We start from the raw sequence: 14,460 nt of genomic DNA, 5'->3' as shown, positions 1-14,460 counted from the left end.
CTAAAAAGGAGGGGTAAATGAGTTCAATCATTTTATTCAGTTTATTCTGCGGAGGACTTGGCGTTTTGTATGCCCTCATGACCGCAGCGTGGGTATCAAAGCAGGATGCCGGAAGTGCGCGCATGCAGGAGATATCGAATGCGGTTAAAGAAGGTGCATATGCGTTCCTTGCACGTGAGTACAAAACAGTAGCCATGGTTGCGGTTTTCCTGATCATCGTGATCGCGGTGATTCCAAGCCTTGGTATCTGGACAGCAATCGGGTTTATCATCGGCACCGCGGGTTCCGCATTTGCCGGTTTTGTCGGCATGTGGGTTACCGTCCGTGCGAATGTCCGTACAACACAGGCTGCATCAAAGGGCCTCCAGGACGCGCTCACGCTTTCATTCAAGGGCGGTTCTGTTACCGGTATCATGGTGGTCGGTCTCGGTATCATCGGACTGGCAGGGTATTATTATATTGCAAAAGCAGCAGTGGGTGAAGGCGCATTCCATGCTCTCATCGGACTCGGGTTTGGCTGCTCACTCATGAGCGTGTTTGCCCGTATCGCAGGCGGTATTTACACAAAGGCTGCGGACGTCGGGGCAGATCTTGTCGGCAAGGTAGAGGCAGGCATTCCTGAAGACGATCCGAGAAATCCTGCGGTTATTGCTGATAACGTCGGCGACAACGTAGGTGACTGCGCGGGAATGGCAGCAGACCTGTACGAAACGTATACGGTTACCCTGGTTGCCGCGATGCTGCTCGCAAAATCAGTATTTGGTGCGGAAAGCCCCTGGGTGGAGTTTCCGCTTCTTCTGGGAGGCGTCTCGATCATTGCGTCAATCATAGGTACCTACTTTGTGAAGCTTGGCGCAAAGCAGTACATCATGGGCGCGCTCTATAAAGCCCTTGCGGTTGCCGGTATACTCGCGGCAATCGGTTTCTATGGTGTAACAGTATGGTTTATGGGTCAGCTTGGCGCCGATACCGGCGGATTTACTCCGATGAGCGTATTCCTCATATCCCTAATCGGACTTGCCCTCACTGGCCTCATTGTGTGGATCACTGAGTACTATACTGCAAAGGAATACAGACCAGTAAAGATAATTTCCCAGGCGAGCCTTACCGGACATGGTACCAACGTCATCGCCGGCCTTGCCATGAGCATGGAGGCGACCGCGCTTCCCGCGCTCGTTATTGTCGGGGCTATTATGGGTTCCTATTTCCTCGGTGGTGGTTTCAGCGGAAACACGGGTGGAGGTCTCTTTGCCATCGCGCTTTCGGCAGTTTCGATGCTTTCCATGACGGGCATTGTCGTGGCGATCGACTCATACGGCCCTATTACAGACAACGCCGGTGGAATCGCCGAGATGGCTGAACTGCCTGAAGAGGTACGCGGTGTCACAGACCCGCTTGACGCAGTCGGAAATACCACAAAGGCGGTTACGAAGGGTTATGCAATCGGTTCCGCCGGCCTTGCAGCGCTTGTCCTTTTCGCGGAATATTCGCGAGAACTGGGCAAGAAGATGGGAGGGTTAAGCTTCGATCTGTCTGATCCCTACATTATCGCCGGACTCTTTATCGGTGGTCTTATCCCGTACTATTTCGGCGGCAGGCTCATGCTTGCGGTCGGAAAGGCTGCGGGAGGAGTCGTGATTGAAGTTCGCAGACAGTTCCGTGAGATTAAAGGTATTATGGAAGGCACGGGCAAGCCTGAGTACGGCAAATGTGTGGATATCGTGACCAAGTCGGCCATCAAAGAGATGATGGTGCCTGCACTTCTTCCTGTAGTAACACCTATCGTTGTGGGGTTTGTCCTCGGGCCGAAGGCGCTCGGCGGGGTTCTGATCGGAAGCATTCTGACCGGGCTCTTCCTCGCCATTGCCATGACAAGCGGCGGCGGTGCATGGGACAACGCCAAGAAAGCCTTTGAAGACGGCGTTACCGACGATAAGGGTGTTGTGCACAAGAAAGGAAGCGACGGACACAAGGCAGCTGTCACCGGTGACACGGTCGGCGATCCTTACAAAGATACAGCAGGTCCTGCAATCAACCCGATGATTAAGGTCATCAATATTGTTGCACTGCTGATTGTCCCGCTTCTGTAGTAAACTCTGAGCTTGTAAGGCCGGCAGGGATTTCTGCCGGCCTTTTTTATTATAATGAAAGACAACGCAGCAAACTCATGATGACCGGAAAATTTCTTCTGTAAAGTTTACAACGTATTGCGCATTGCCGGAAGGGCCGCAAATCGGACAGAAAGGATTGAATAGCCATGCCGTTACCAAGTATGAAAGACGTAGAGCCGACACAACTTAGCCTGACATCAAAGTTTAAGTTCAGGTGCCATAAGGATATCAAATGCTTTACCAAATGCTGCAGCAATATCAATATCCTTCTCACCCCATATGATATCCTGAGACTCAAGAAACGACTCGGGATGTCTTCCGAGGAATTCCTTGAGAAGCATACCTATATGGAAATTGAGGAGAAGTCTACACATCCGCTTGTGAGACTGAAGATGCTGGACGGTCCGGAGAAGAGATGTCCGTTCGTTACTGCCGAAGGCTGCACGATTTATTCGGACAGGCCTGCAAACTGCCGCTATTATCCCATAGGTCAGGGTACCGTACGAAAAGGGACAAACGAAAATCCCGAGAAGGAAGAGTTCTATTTCTTCATCAGAGAACCTCATTGTCTGGGCTATGAGGAGGACACGGAGTGGACGATACAGTCCTGGAAGGATGATCAGGAAGTCAGCCTCTATGATGAGATGAACAGGGAGTGGAAAGAAATACAGCTCAGGAGAAATCCGATGGGCAAGAACCTGGATTCCAATAAACAGGCCCAGATTTATACCGCCAGTTATGATCTCGACAGGTTCAGGAGGTTTGTGTTCGAGAGCAGATTCCTTGAGGTGTTTGATATCGATAAGGATGAGACAGAGAAAATCAGGACAGATGAAGTAGCGCTCATGCAACTGGGATTCAGGTACATCAAATATCTCTTGATGCTCGAGGAAACCCTTAAGGTGAGAAAAGAATACATAAAGACAAAGAAAGACGGGCAGGAATAGCGACGATTTTTCCGCAGGACGGAGAACAGTGAGGTGTTCCTTCAGATCGGCAGTTCGCAGCGAAAGTGACAGGGGAGCAGGCAATTTTCCGGTAACCAACAGATGCAGTTCAATTCGTGCATCAATACCTTGTTTCTCGGGGCATCTGCGTGGCATATATTGCTTTTTTTATAACCATTTCTTAAAGGAGGCGCTCTTATGCCGGATATAAAAAAGATGTACCGTACTGTTATGGATGATCATTTCCCGATCGAGATAATCATCAAGTTTGGCGAGCAAACTCTGATATACAGGAAAAGGACCTGGCGGATACCGGATGAGAAGACGGGGGAGCTTATTGAGAAGGGGCTCCGTTATGGGGAAAACCCGGAACAGGAGGCGGCACTCTATGAATTGATCAACGGCAATCTTGTTCTCGGCGGGTGCCAGTTCATAGAACCCGGCAATGGCCTTGTGAGCAGCATTACGGAAGAGGACATGATCCAGGCAGGGAAGCACCCGGGGAAAACAAACCTTACCGATCTCGATAATGGCCTGAATATTCTTAAATATCTTATGGACAGGCCTGCCGCCGCAATCCTGAAGCATAACAACCCCTGCGGCGCTGCATACGGAATTACCATTGCAGATGCGTATAACAAGGCGAACATGGCAGACCGCATTGCCGCATTCGGCGGATGTCTTGTGGTGAACAGGCCTATGGATAAGGATACCGCGGAGACAGTGGGCAATAACTACCTCGAGGTGGTTGCTGCCCCCGAGTTTGAAGAAGGAACAATCGCCATTCTCAGGAAAAGAAAGAATCTGAGGATCATTAAGGTGAGCAGAATCAATGCGCTTGAACGTTACAGGAATGTGCGATGCGTCGATTTCAAATCATTGATTGACGGCGGGATCATCGTACAGCAGTCTCCGCTGAACAAGATTCGTTCGAAGGAGGATTTCCTTCCCGCAAAGGCGACGTACCAGGGACAAGAATATGCAATCGAACGGCAGCCTACCGCAAATGAATACGCTGACATGCTTTTCGGTTGGAGTGTGGAACAGGGGATAACTTCGAACTCAGTCATTTATGTGAAAGACGGCGTGACGGTCGGTATCGGCACGGGTGAGCAGGACAGGGTAGGTGTTGCAGAGATAGCTGTCTTTAAGGCATATACCAAATACGCTGATGCGTTATGCTTTCAAAAGCATGGTGTCCCGTACAAGGCTTTTGAACTCGATGTCATGCACGGCAATAGGGACAGGAATGAACTCCGCGAAGTGGATGAAGAGACCAAGAGCAACAGAGGGGGACTCATCGGTTCTGTGATGATATCTGATGCCTTTTTCCCGTTCAGGGACGGTGTTGATGTAGGCATTAGGGAAGGCATTACCGCAATTGTCCATCCCGGAGGATCAGACAGGGATTTTGAGTCCATCGTGGCCTGTAATGAGGCGAATCCGAAAGTGACGATGGTCTTTACCGGACAAAGGGCGTTTAAGCATTAAGTCCTTTGCTGCTTAGTGAGGTAGTCAGGCATCCTTGGATATCCCATGGGAAAGATGGTATTCAGCAATTCCGGCAAGAAGATCACGCCGGGTGTTTGCTGCGCGCCCGGTGGCAGAACAACAGATCAAAGACCTCGCGGTATTTTGTCATGCATTCCGTCCTTTTTCCGGAGCCAGGGCAGCACTGGTCACTCGCTCCCCGGAGAGCGTATTCAGGGGCGCAATCGGAAGTTATGGAAAGATAAAAGGCGCTCCCGCGTTTATCGCCTTTATCGGAGACATGAAGGATCCGAATGTGCAGGAGAAGGTCGGGTACACAGGAGAAGGCATTATTCTGGAAGCTGCCTCAAGCGGCCTTGGCACGTGCTGGGTCGGCGGTTTCTTTCGTCCTGATACGGCTGCCTCTCTGACAGACATGAGGGAGAACGAAAAGGTACTCGCGGTTACCCCGCTCGGGTACGCGGAGAAAACGGTCTCTCTTGAAGAAAAGATCATGACAGGATTCGGAAGAACTCACAAAAGAACGCCGCTCAGCGCATTGGTATCAGGACTGAGAGCAGACATCTGGCCCGAGTGGGTTACGAAAGCCCTTGAGGCTGCACGACTGGCTCCTTCAGCGGTAAACCGTCAGCCGTGGAGATTTCATATCAGCGGAAACGGTATTACCGTTGCAGTGGACAACCTTAATGATTCCTACAGTATTTCCAAGCGGCTTGACTGTGGTATCGCGATGCTCCACATCGAGGCAGCTCTGCGCTGTTATGGTGTTCAGGGGGAATGGGAGTTCTTAACCCGGCCGGAAGTTGCCAGATTCAATACGGATATTGTTTTCAGAAACAAATAGAGCCATTCTAAGGGTCTGTATGTTTGGACAACCTTTGCGCCGGCATATCGAAAATCTGCCTTTACATTTCCAGGATGACCAATTACCCTTATATGGCTCCAGAATTTTTTTGCGATCCCAGATCCGGGAAACCATGAGCTCTTTGTTTAAGTGGGTGCTTTGTCAGGTACTTCAGGCTTCCTCCTCGCTGCTGGAGGCTTGCACACCGTAACTGACTCCTGCTCCCTAATTCAACTGCTTGATCCTCAGGTTTACACCCGTCCTGGGTCTCGCAATTCCTTTTCTTAATTCCTATAATACTCTTTTTCTGTATTATTGCAAGGGGAAAAAAGCCTGCTTTTTAGTCTCCATGCTCATTTTTCTTATTATTATTGCTATTTACTTCGTATTTCTTTTTTGTGTAGCAGATATCGTGTATACATGAGATTCCCATATTTAATCATTAGCTATCTTAATGATTTTAAGAACGAACAATACGCTGTACAAAAAACAAGAAAATTTCTCTATGTAATTTTAGCGTATTGAACAGAAAAAACAATCAGTTACAGGGATGACGAATGTGTTTCCCTACCATGGTAGGATTGACTATTCCGTGAGATTCCATCAGAGTAGTAGGGACAATATGTATCATAAGGGTTTTTTGCTTTTTCGCGTACATATGCAACAGGATCAGGCATTTGCAAAGTGAATTTTTTCTGCTACATTTTGGAAGGAGATGAATCTGAAGAGATATCTCCATATGATTCTGAAAGGTTATATACAAATCAGACAATATGAAGATTAGCCAGAGCAGATTGATGCCCGATAGAGGATGGCATTCCCCGTTGCCGCAGATTCCGGATAATAGAGTAGATTTGGTCCTGATTTTCGCTTCCACCCGCCAGCTGATGAAGAAGACTTATGCTGATGATCTTAAAAAGGCATACCCTGAGGCACAGTTTTTCGGATGTTCAACTGCAGGGGAAATTTATTCGACACTGGTCGAGGATGATTCTCTGGTTGCTACTGCTGTCAGCTTCGAACATACAAAGGTTCATGGTGCACAGGTGAAGCTGAGCAAGTCGGTAGACAGTTATCAGGCAGGCAGGCTTCTCGCGCGGTCTTTTGAGAAGGAAGGGCTTGTGCATATATTTGTCCTGTCCGATGGAATTCGTGTGAATGGCAGTGAACTGGTCAACGGGTTGTCTGATGATCTGCCCAATGGGGTTGCTGTGACCGGAGGACTTGCAGGTGATGGGGAACGTTTTCAGGAAACCAGGGTGTTCTGGAACAGCGATCCTGAAAAGAACACGATTGCAGCTATTGGTTTTTATGGGGACCGTCTGCAGGTGGGATACGGTTCTGTCGGAGGCTGGGCCCCGTTCGGTCCTGAACGCATGATCACCGCATCGAAAGGAAATGTGCTGTATGAGCTGGACGGATATTCCGCGCTTGAATTATACAAAAAATACCTCGGTGAGCATGCCAGAGGGCTTCCTGCAACAGGCTTGCTCTTCCCCCTCAGTCTGCGGACAAAGGAAAACACAACCGGACTGGTCCGCACAATACTCGCAATCAATGAAGATGAGCAGAGCATGACATTTGCCGGGGATATGCCGGAAGGAACATATGCCCGTCTCATGAAAGCCAATGTCGACCGTCTTATCGACGGTGCTGTAGGTGCTGCAAAATTGGGTTACGAGGCGATCGGCTCACACTATCCTGAACTAGCTGTACTGGTCAGCTGCGTGGGACGGAGGATGGTGCTCAAGCAGAGAACAGAGGAAGAGGTGGAGGGGGTGCGTGATATACTCGGAAATCAGACTGTCATAGCCGGTTTTTATTCGTATGGAGAAATCAGCCCTTTTGTCCGGCGTACCAGGTGCGAGCTGCATAACCAGACCATGACAGTCACTGTTTACGCAGAAAAACGATGAAAGATCAGATCCACAATCTTCTCAGGCGCCAGTTAAGGCGGTATTTCGGCGATCTGTTTACAGTTCCTGCGGAATGGGAGCAGTTTGTCAGCGCAGTAAACGATGCGTACATCCAGTTTGATGCTGACAGGGGTATGATCGAACACTCTCTGGATCTGAGTTCCAAGGAGCTGATGCAGGCGAACTCTGCGATGAGGGTTCTTCTTCAGGCTTTTCCCGATGTTCTTCTGAGGACGGATTCAGGCGGAACGATCCTTGAATACAAGACCGGGAGCAGGACAGAGATATTCGCAGAAACCCGTGACCTTGTGGGAAAACGTATACAAGAGATATTTTCCCGCAAGGTAAATACCATGTTTCAGGAAGCAGTCGAAAAGATACGGACAGAAAAAACTATGACGGTTATTGAATACAGTGCGGAAAGCGCAGACGGGGAGTATTCTTATGAGGCGAGGTTAATCCCGTTGCTGGAAGGCCAGAATATGGTGATAATACGAAATATCACCGAACGCAAACTTACTGAAGAAGCGATGCGGGAAAGCGAAGCAAAATACAGCAGTCTCTTCAAGCATTCCAATGACGCAATCTTTCTGTACGACTTGGATGGCAATATCATAGATATCAATCAGAGGGTATTGGAACAGTTTGAATATGCCAGGGCCGAGATCATGGCACTCAAGATATCCAAACTCCACCCGGAAGACGCACAGGGCGTATTTGAGGCGGCGTTTCGGAAGCTGTCGTCAGAGGGTTTCGTAAATTTCGAAATTGATTTCAAAAAGAAAAACGGGGACCTGTTTTCTGCCGAAGTTTCTGCGAGTCTGTTCGAGGTGGGAGGGAAAACAGTTATCCAGGAGATTGTAAGGGACATCACGGACCGCAAGCGTGCAGTGGAGCAGATTGTGTATATGGCGTATCATGACACGCTGACTGACCTGCCGAACCGTCATTTGCTGAAAGACCGCCTGAGGCAGGCGCTGGAATCTGCACGGCATTACAAGAGGCTGGTTGCCGTGCTGTTTCTCGATCTTGACAACTTCAAGCTTATCAATGATACCCTCGGCCACGATTTCGGCGATATACTCCTTCAAAAGGTTTCGGGACGGCTGGTCAGATACCTTCGCAGGAGCGATTCTGTCGGCCGTCCGGGAACAGAGTTTCCTGAAACTACCGTAGCACGGCTCGGCGGAGATGAATTTACCATATTGCTTACGGAAATCACCAACATAAATGACGCCGCAAAAGTATCGCAGCGCTTAATCGATTTATTCAAGGATTCTTTTACCATAAAAGGCCATGAGGTGTTCATCACCACCAGCGTCGGCATATCAGTTTACCCGCATGACGGAGATACTGTTGACGCCTTACTGAAGAATGCCGATACCGCAATGTATGATGCAAAAAGTCAGGGAAGGAACAATTATCAGTTTTACAGGGAATCTCTCAATATCACGACTGCAGAGCGGCTTGCCCTGGAAAACAGCCTCAGAAAGGCAATGGACCGAAACGAATTCGAACTGTTTTATCAACCGCAATTCGATACAAACAACAGACAAATTATCGGCGCTGAGGCATTAATACGCTGGATTCATTCGGAAAAGGGCATGCTCCTGCCCAAATATTTTATCCCTTTGGCTGAAGATACAGGACTTATTATACCGATCGGCAAATGGATCCTGCAGACCGCATGTGCGCAGAACGTGACATGGCAATCAGCCGGATTTGCACCTGTAACAATAACTGTAAACATATCAAATGTGCAGTTCAGGCAGAGCAACTTTGTGGAGACGGTCCGGGATGCCCTCAGCGATACAGGGCTTGATCCCCGGTATCTGGAACTGGAGATTTCAGAGAGCATCGTCATGAAACCCACGGAAAACATCTTTGCGACATTGCAGCACTTGAAAGCCCTCGGGGTGCAGATTGCCATAGATGATTTCGGCACGGGGTACTCTTCCCTCAGCAATCTGAAACGCTTTCCGATAGACAAATTGAAAATCGACAGGTCTTTTATAAGGGATCTTTTTGCGAATGCTGATGAACGTTCGATCGTGAGTGCCATAATCGCCGTTGCTCACAATCTGAATCTGAAGGTTATTGCTGAAGGGATTGAGACAGAGCAACAATTGGCTTTCGTAAAGGACAGAGGGAGTGACGGAATCCAGGGATTTCTGCTCGGTCTGCCGATGCCTGCCGCTTCATTTGAGGAGATTCTCAAGAAAGGAAAAGTCTTCAGGGAACCTGTCAGGAACTAACATTTGTCGTGTCTGCATGCTGCAAGGCAAAAGGAGTCCAGATACCGGGATTTCCGCTTGCATATTCATAAACCTATCTTGCATTATAAATAAAAAAAGGAGTTTTCATGTTCAGACTGCTATTGTCGCTGATGTTGATTCTGCTGTATGCTGTATCATCGTATGCCGGGGAGACTATCGTTGCGAAGGTCAACGGCACCGTCCTCACAAAAAAAGACCTTGAGGCTGAAGTAGACCGGCTGATACCCAGGATTACTTTCCATCGAAGTGTATCTCCTGAAAAGCGGAGCATGTACTACGACAGGGCGCTTGAGGAACTTATCAACCGGGAGCTTCAGTATCAGGATGCCCTCGCAAACGGCATGAAACCTGACAAGGAGAAAGTTGACTCCCAAATGGAAAGGATCAGGAATCGGTTTAAGTCTCCCGAGGAATACAAGGCTGCTCTGGAGAGAGAAGGAATAACCGAGGACACAATTCGTACCCAGATCGGGAAAGAAATGCTGGTTCAGGAACTGTTTGCAAAAAAGGTGACTGATGCGGCAGAGATCAGTGAAGCACAGCTCAGAGACTATTATGAGAAGAATACTTCTCGATTCAAAATTCCTGAGAGTGTCAAGTTGAGGCTTATCTCGACAAAGCAGGAAACAAAGGTCAAGGACATTCTCGCCAAAATCAAGAACGGTGAGGATTTCGGAACCCTTGCATATACCATGTCGGAAGATGACTACCGTGTAAAATCCGGAGATATCGGATATATGCACAAAGGGAGAATGCTTCCTGAAATTGAAGAAGTTGCGTTCAGGCTCAAGGTGGGAGACGTGAGCGACGCCTTTTTGGCAGGGAATATGTGGTATGTGGTACGGTTGGAGGACAAGAAGCCAGCAACGCAACTGTCTTTTGACGAAGTCAGGGATAAACTCAAACAGGAGCTGCAGACAGAACGCGCTCGTGAGCTCAAGGAAAAATGGATTACAGATCTCAGATCGAAGGGGAAAATAGAGGTTTTACTGGGAAAGGAATAAGAAACGCTGGCAGTCCTTTCCGTGCAGTAATTCGGTTATTTTCAGATATTCTGGTCAGGTCTGCGAAAAAAAATCTGCTGAATGCGAAAAGAACGCAATTATGTGTTGACACACGCGCAAATCACCTATACAATTTTAGCATATGAGAAACAAGATTCTGCTTGTTGAGGATTCAAAAGTCATCCAGCAGATGTACCGGTCAAAACTGACACTGGAGCAGTTTGTAGTGCTTACCGCAGACAACGGAATGGAGGCGATCAAGCTGCTCGCTCAGGATATGCCTGATATCATCCTTCTGGATCTTATGATGCCGGTCATGGATGGGTACAAAGTACTGCAGGTTCTCAAGACAGATCCCAAACTCTCACATATACCGGTACTGGTGTTTTCCGCACGGGGACAGCCGGAGGAAGTGGAAAAAGCTTTAAACCTGGGAGCAGTCGGCTATTTTGTGAAAGCAACCACACGTCCGGTTGAGGTCATTGAACAGATCCGCAAGGTGCTGAGCCAGAAGCCCAAATCGCAGCAGGAGATAACGCGTTATCTTGTGGAAATCAAGGAACACGAACACGATGCACCAAAACTTACCGCAGATTTCAACCTGCACGGACAGAAATGCCGGAAATGCGAAGGGCCTCTTCTCCTCGAACTAATCCCTGATTTTTCGCATGAAACTCCATGGTTTACCGGAAGATTTTTTTGTCCGCGGTGCCAGACCTGATCTAAGAGAGAAAGCTGTTTACGAGTTTCATCAGTTCCTGTGTCTGTATAGGTTTTGTCAGATACGCATTCGCACCGATTGCAAGCGCCTTGTTTTTGTCCTCTTCCGCTCCTTCAGTGGTGATCATTATGATGGGAATAGTCTTGTAGGAAGGATTCCCTCTCACGAGGCTCACCAGTTTCAGTCCGTCCATGATCGGCATATTGATGTCAGCGAGGATAATATCTACTTTTTCGGAGGCGAGCTTCTTCAGAGCATCAACCCCGTCGGTTGCCTCAATAATCCTCGATTCAGGAATCCTCTTCATGGCGAAACTGATAAGCTGTCTCATGGTCGGAGAATCTTCAACAACAAGGATATTCGGCATTGATAACCTCCTTCATGCTCATTCTACCTTTTCGGTTTTTCTTTCAGCAGGTCAAGAAAACTCTGAATGGTCGTGAGCTTTCTTTCGGACTGTGTATACAGGCGGGATGAAAAGATTGCTGTGGCCGCATGCCCTGCAAGCAGATTGAAAAGCTCATAATCGATATTCGAGAAGGCATTTTTCTGGATCAGCAGGGAATAAATCGAAATAACGCCGATCACGTGCTCCTTAATCTTCAGAGGGATGCATACCGCAGGTTGCGAGAGAGAGATCTCTGAAGCTGCGTTCGTGATATCCTCCAGGAAATAGCTCTCTCCCTCTTTTGCGACTTTCCCGATGATGCCTTCGCCTGTTTTAACCTTGGAGATATCTTGCAGAGACAGTCCTTCAGCCGCCGCTGGAAGGAGTTCATTCGTCTTTTCATCCATGAGGAATATGGCGAATTTCTCGGCGCCGATAAGGTTGATGATAATCTCGATAACGATCCTGAGCACTTCATTGAAGTCCAGGGTCGAATGAAGCTGATAGCTTGCAACATAGAGGTTTGCCAGCATGTTGTTTTCTGCCTCAACCTCAACATATTTTGATGCGAAATCCTTGTTCTCTTCTTCCGTTTTCCGGTATCTTTCCATAAGGGAGTTGATTTCATCTTCAAGCATCTTTATACGGTCCTCGTAGAGCCTGGTCCGCTCTTCGCTCCCTGATTTTTCAACCGACTCTTCGAGTTGTGCGATCCTGAACCTGAGCCTCTCATTCTCCTTGATCAGGTCTTTTGTGAATTCCTCACCCCTCTTGAAAATCTGGAGAAACTCATCTGCCTTTTTCGATATGCCGGAATCCTTTTCCATCAGTCCTCCACACCCTGTGTATATGGCTACTTTGTTTTCCTGATTACCTTCATCATCTCGCCGGGTATCTGGGAGATGGGCAGTACCTTCTCTGCTGCTCCTGCCTTTATCACTTCTGCGGGCATGCCGAATACAACCGCAGTATCTTCGGCTTCTGCGATAGTATAGCCACCCCTCTTCTTGATTTCCAGCATGCCGTTTTTTCCGTCACTGCCCATGCCGGTGAGAACGACACCCATAGTCTGAGAGCCGAAAATGTCTGCAACCGATGTCATCATGATATCAACAGAAGGGATATATTTGTCAGCAAGTTTGGGTTCCCTGATCGATGCTGTGATTCTTTCCCTTTTTTTTGAGAAGGAGATATGGTATCCTCCCGGGCATATCAGTGCCTTGCCCCGTTCCAGTTCGTCGCCATCTCTTGCCTCCTTAACCGGAACCTTTGATATCATGTTAAGCCTTTCTGCAAATGATGCGGTGAACCCTTTCGGCATATGCTGGCTTATTACAATTCCTGCAGGAAAATCCGCGTCAAGTTTTGTCAGAATGATCTTCAGGGCAGCAGGCCCTCCGGTGGATGCTCCGATGGCAACCGCCTCTATGGTGTTGTCAGAGGTACTGAAACTTGTGCGGCGGCTATGCTCCTCCTCAAGGATTTCAAGATTTCTGCTGAGCTTATCCAGGCGGAACTCCTTTAATCCTTTTACCTTTCTCAGGAGGTCTCTCTCAAGCTTTTGTGCTTCGCTCGCGGCAATCCTTGATGGTTTGGCTATGAAATCCGCTGCACCGAATTCGAGCGCCCTGAAAACTGTCTTTGAATCCGAATAGGAGCTGATAATGATAACCGGTGTCGGCCTGTGCTTCATCAGCCACCTGAGAAAGCTGAACCCGTCCATCTCGGGCATTTCTAAATCAAGGGTAATGATGTCAGGTGAAAGTCTGACGGTCTTGGCCATTGCATCAATCCCGTCGGTTGCGATTCCCGCAATTTCTATGTGAGAGTCTGTCTCAAGCATTCTTTTGATCATCTGCCTGCTGTATGCAGAGTCATCAATGACCAATACCCTGATTTTAGACATGGGCGGTTTTCCTCAGAGGTTTTTGATACACCATATCGTATTTAAAGTGTTTCAGGGTGAAGGCGGTCGATATGTTAATCAGTGATTCAGCATGTCCCAGCAGCAAGTAGCCCCCCCCCGAAAGTCTTTCGTAAAACATGTCGATGACTTTTTTCCTTGACGGGTAATCAAAATAGATTAACACGTTTCTGCAGAAAATAACATCAACCTTGCCGACCAGCCTGACCTTAAAGGGGTCGAGGAGATTGAGGTGGCTGAAATTTACATATTGCCTGACGCTGTCTGATATTCTGAATCCGCCTTCCTTTTCCTCGAAATATTTTGTCAGGAAATACGGTTCTGTTGTCCTGAAGGAATTTTTCCTGTATATGCCGCTTCTCGCCACCTGGAGAACCCTCTGGTTGATATCGCTCCCGAAGATTTCAACTTTCCATTCCTGGAACCGCCTTTTCTCAAGTATAAGCATTGCAAGGGTATACGGCTCCTCACCTGTCGAACACCCGGCAGACCATATCCTGACGGATCTGATGTCATCGTTGGTTTCCTTAAGCTCCGGGAGTATCTCTTCGCTGAATGTCCTGAGCTGGTTCTGTTCCCTGAAGAAATATGTTTCATTTACGGTAAGGATATCGATAATGGACGAGAGTTCCTCGTCCCGTTTCTTGTGGTAGAGCAGGTACCTGAAGTATTCCCTGAAATTGCTGAAATGAAGAAGCCGGATCCTTCTTGAGAGTCTTTTTTCAAGGAGATACTTTGAGTCGTCATCAAAAAAAATGCCGCAATAATCCCTGATAAAATCCCTCAAAAGCCTGAAGACGTCGTCTTCAAGCGGAATTATCTCTTCTTTTTCAAACAT

12 protein-coding genes are annotated in these 14,460 nt (G+C 48.2%); 8 read left to right on the top strand and 4 right to left on the bottom strand.

All coding sequences use genetic code 11. The features are described from left to right. The first annotated feature begins 17 nt into the window (after nucleotides 1-17). The 8 genes from AB1552_00415 to AB1552_00380 all read left to right on the top strand — a co-directional run bounded on the left by AB1552_00415 (nucleotide 18) and on the right by AB1552_00380 (nucleotide 11,310). Nucleotides 18-2,090 (top strand): sodium-translocating pyrophosphatase, encoded by a 2,073-nt coding sequence (locus tag AB1552_00415; protein MEW6052241.1) that lies wholly within the window; start codon nucleotides 18-20, stop codon nucleotides 2,088-2,090. Nucleotides 2,091-2,257: 167 nt separating this feature from the next. Next, nucleotides 2,258-3,058 carry a YkgJ family cysteine cluster protein gene (locus AB1552_00410; GenBank protein ID MEW6052240.1) on the top strand — a complete coding sequence of 267 codons (801 nt, stop codon included), beginning with the start codon at nucleotides 2,258-2,260 and terminating at the stop codon, nucleotides 3,056-3,058. Nucleotides 3,059-3,256: 198 nt separating this feature from the next. Further along, nucleotides 3,257-4,549 carry an IMP cyclohydrolase gene (locus tag AB1552_00405; GenBank protein MEW6052239.1) on the top strand — a complete coding sequence of 431 codons (1,293 nt, stop codon included), beginning with the start codon at nucleotides 3,257-3,259 and terminating at the stop codon, nucleotides 4,547-4,549. A gap of 34 nt (nucleotides 4,550-4,583) precedes the next feature. Then, entirely contained in the window at nucleotides 4,584-5,393 is an 810-nt protein-coding gene (locus tag AB1552_00400; GenBank protein ID MEW6052238.1) for a nitroreductase family protein, read from the top strand. 854 nt (nucleotides 5,394-6,247) lie between these two features. After that, nucleotides 6,248-7,309 carry an FIST N-terminal domain-containing protein gene (locus AB1552_00395; GenBank protein MEW6052237.1) on the top strand — a complete coding sequence of 354 codons (1,062 nt, stop codon included), beginning with the start codon at nucleotides 6,248-6,250 and terminating at the stop codon, nucleotides 7,307-7,309. Next, nucleotides 7,306-9,564: an EAL domain-containing protein gene (locus tag AB1552_00390; GenBank protein ID MEW6052236.1), complete on the top strand. Its 2,259-nt coding sequence runs from the start codon at nucleotides 7,306-7,308 to the stop codon at nucleotides 9,562-9,564. The genes AB1552_00395 and AB1552_00390 overlap by 4 nt, the downstream gene beginning before the upstream one ends. 107 nt (nucleotides 9,565-9,671) lie before the next feature. Continuing rightward, nucleotides 9,672-10,589: a peptidyl-prolyl cis-trans isomerase gene (locus AB1552_00385; protein ID MEW6052235.1), complete on the top strand. Its 918-nt coding sequence runs from the start codon at nucleotides 9,672-9,674 to the stop codon at nucleotides 10,587-10,589. A gap of 142 nt (nucleotides 10,590-10,731) precedes the next feature. Then, nucleotides 10,732-11,310, top strand: coding sequence for a response regulator (locus tag AB1552_00380; protein ID MEW6052234.1), 579 nt, complete (start codon nucleotides 10,732-10,734; stop codon nucleotides 11,308-11,310). Between the two features lies 1 nt (nucleotide 11,311). Here the strand turns inward: AB1552_00380 and AB1552_00375 are convergent, their stop codons facing one another. The 4 genes from AB1552_00375 to AB1552_00360 are packed head-to-tail and all read right to left on the bottom strand — an operon-like array spanning nucleotide 11,312 to nucleotide 14,460. Beyond that, nucleotides 11,312-11,677, bottom strand: a complete 366-nt coding sequence (locus AB1552_00375) for a response regulator (GenBank protein MEW6052233.1) — start codon at nucleotides 11,675-11,677, stop codon at nucleotides 11,312-11,314. A gap of 23 nt (nucleotides 11,678-11,700) precedes the next feature. Then, nucleotides 11,701-12,525: a GAF domain-containing protein gene (locus AB1552_00370; protein MEW6052232.1), complete on the bottom strand. Its 825-nt coding sequence runs from the start codon at nucleotides 12,523-12,525 to the stop codon at nucleotides 11,701-11,703. A gap of 26 nt (nucleotides 12,526-12,551) precedes the next feature. Beyond that, nucleotides 12,552-13,604: a chemotaxis response regulator protein-glutamate methylesterase gene (locus tag AB1552_00365; protein MEW6052231.1), complete on the bottom strand. Its 1,053-nt coding sequence runs from the start codon at nucleotides 13,602-13,604 to the stop codon at nucleotides 12,552-12,554. Next, the gene (locus AB1552_00360; GenBank protein ID MEW6052230.1) at nucleotides 13,597-14,460 is read right to left on the bottom strand and encodes a protein-glutamate O-methyltransferase CheR; all 864 of its coding nucleotides are present in this window, start codon (nucleotides 14,458-14,460) and stop codon (nucleotides 13,597-13,599) included. The genes AB1552_00365 and AB1552_00360 overlap by 8 nt, the downstream gene beginning before the upstream one ends.

The organism is Nitrospirota bacterium, from assembly GCA_040754395.1.
Lineage (GTDB): Bacteria > Nitrospirota > Thermodesulfovibrionia > Thermodesulfovibrionales > SM23-35 > JBFMCL01.
This window is presented reverse-complemented; position numbering and strand designations above follow the sequence as displayed.

What these genes read in the sequence shown, in the direction of transcription:
- AB1552_00415 (MEW6052241.1), top strand. Translation starts at nt 18, where the DNA reads ATGAGTTCAATCATTTTATTCAGTTTATTCTGCGGAGGACTTGGCGTT.
- AB1552_00410 (MEW6052240.1), top strand. Translation starts at nt 2,258, where the DNA reads ATGCCGTTACCAAGTATGAAAGACGTAGAGCCGACACAACTTAGCCTG.
- AB1552_00405 (MEW6052239.1), top strand. Translation starts at nt 3,257, where the DNA reads ATGCCGGATATAAAAAAGATGTACCGTACTGTTATGGATGATCATTTC.
- AB1552_00390 (MEW6052236.1), top strand. Translation starts at nt 7,306, where the DNA reads ATGAAAGATCAGATCCACAATCTTCTCAGGCGCCAGTTAAGGCGGTAT.
- AB1552_00385 (MEW6052235.1), top strand. Translation starts at nt 9,672, where the DNA reads ATGTTCAGACTGCTATTGTCGCTGATGTTGATTCTGCTGTATGCTGTA.
- AB1552_00380 (MEW6052234.1), top strand. Translation starts at nt 10,732, where the DNA reads ATGAGAAACAAGATTCTGCTTGTTGAGGATTCAAAAGTCATCCAGCAG.
- AB1552_00375 (MEW6052233.1), bottom strand. Translation starts at nt 11,677, where the DNA reads ATGCCGAATATCCTTGTTGTTGAAGATTCTCCGACCATGAGACAGCTT.
- AB1552_00370 (MEW6052232.1), bottom strand. Translation starts at nt 12,525, where the DNA reads ATGGAAAAGGATTCCGGCATATCGAAAAAGGCAGATGAGTTTCTCCAG.
- AB1552_00365 (MEW6052231.1), bottom strand. Translation starts at nt 13,604, where the DNA reads ATGTCTAAAATCAGGGTATTGGTCATTGATGACTCTGCATACAGCAGG.
- AB1552_00360 (MEW6052230.1), bottom strand. Translation starts at nt 14,460, where the DNA reads ATGTTTGAAAAAGAAGAGATAATTCCGCTTGAAGACGACGTCTTCAGG.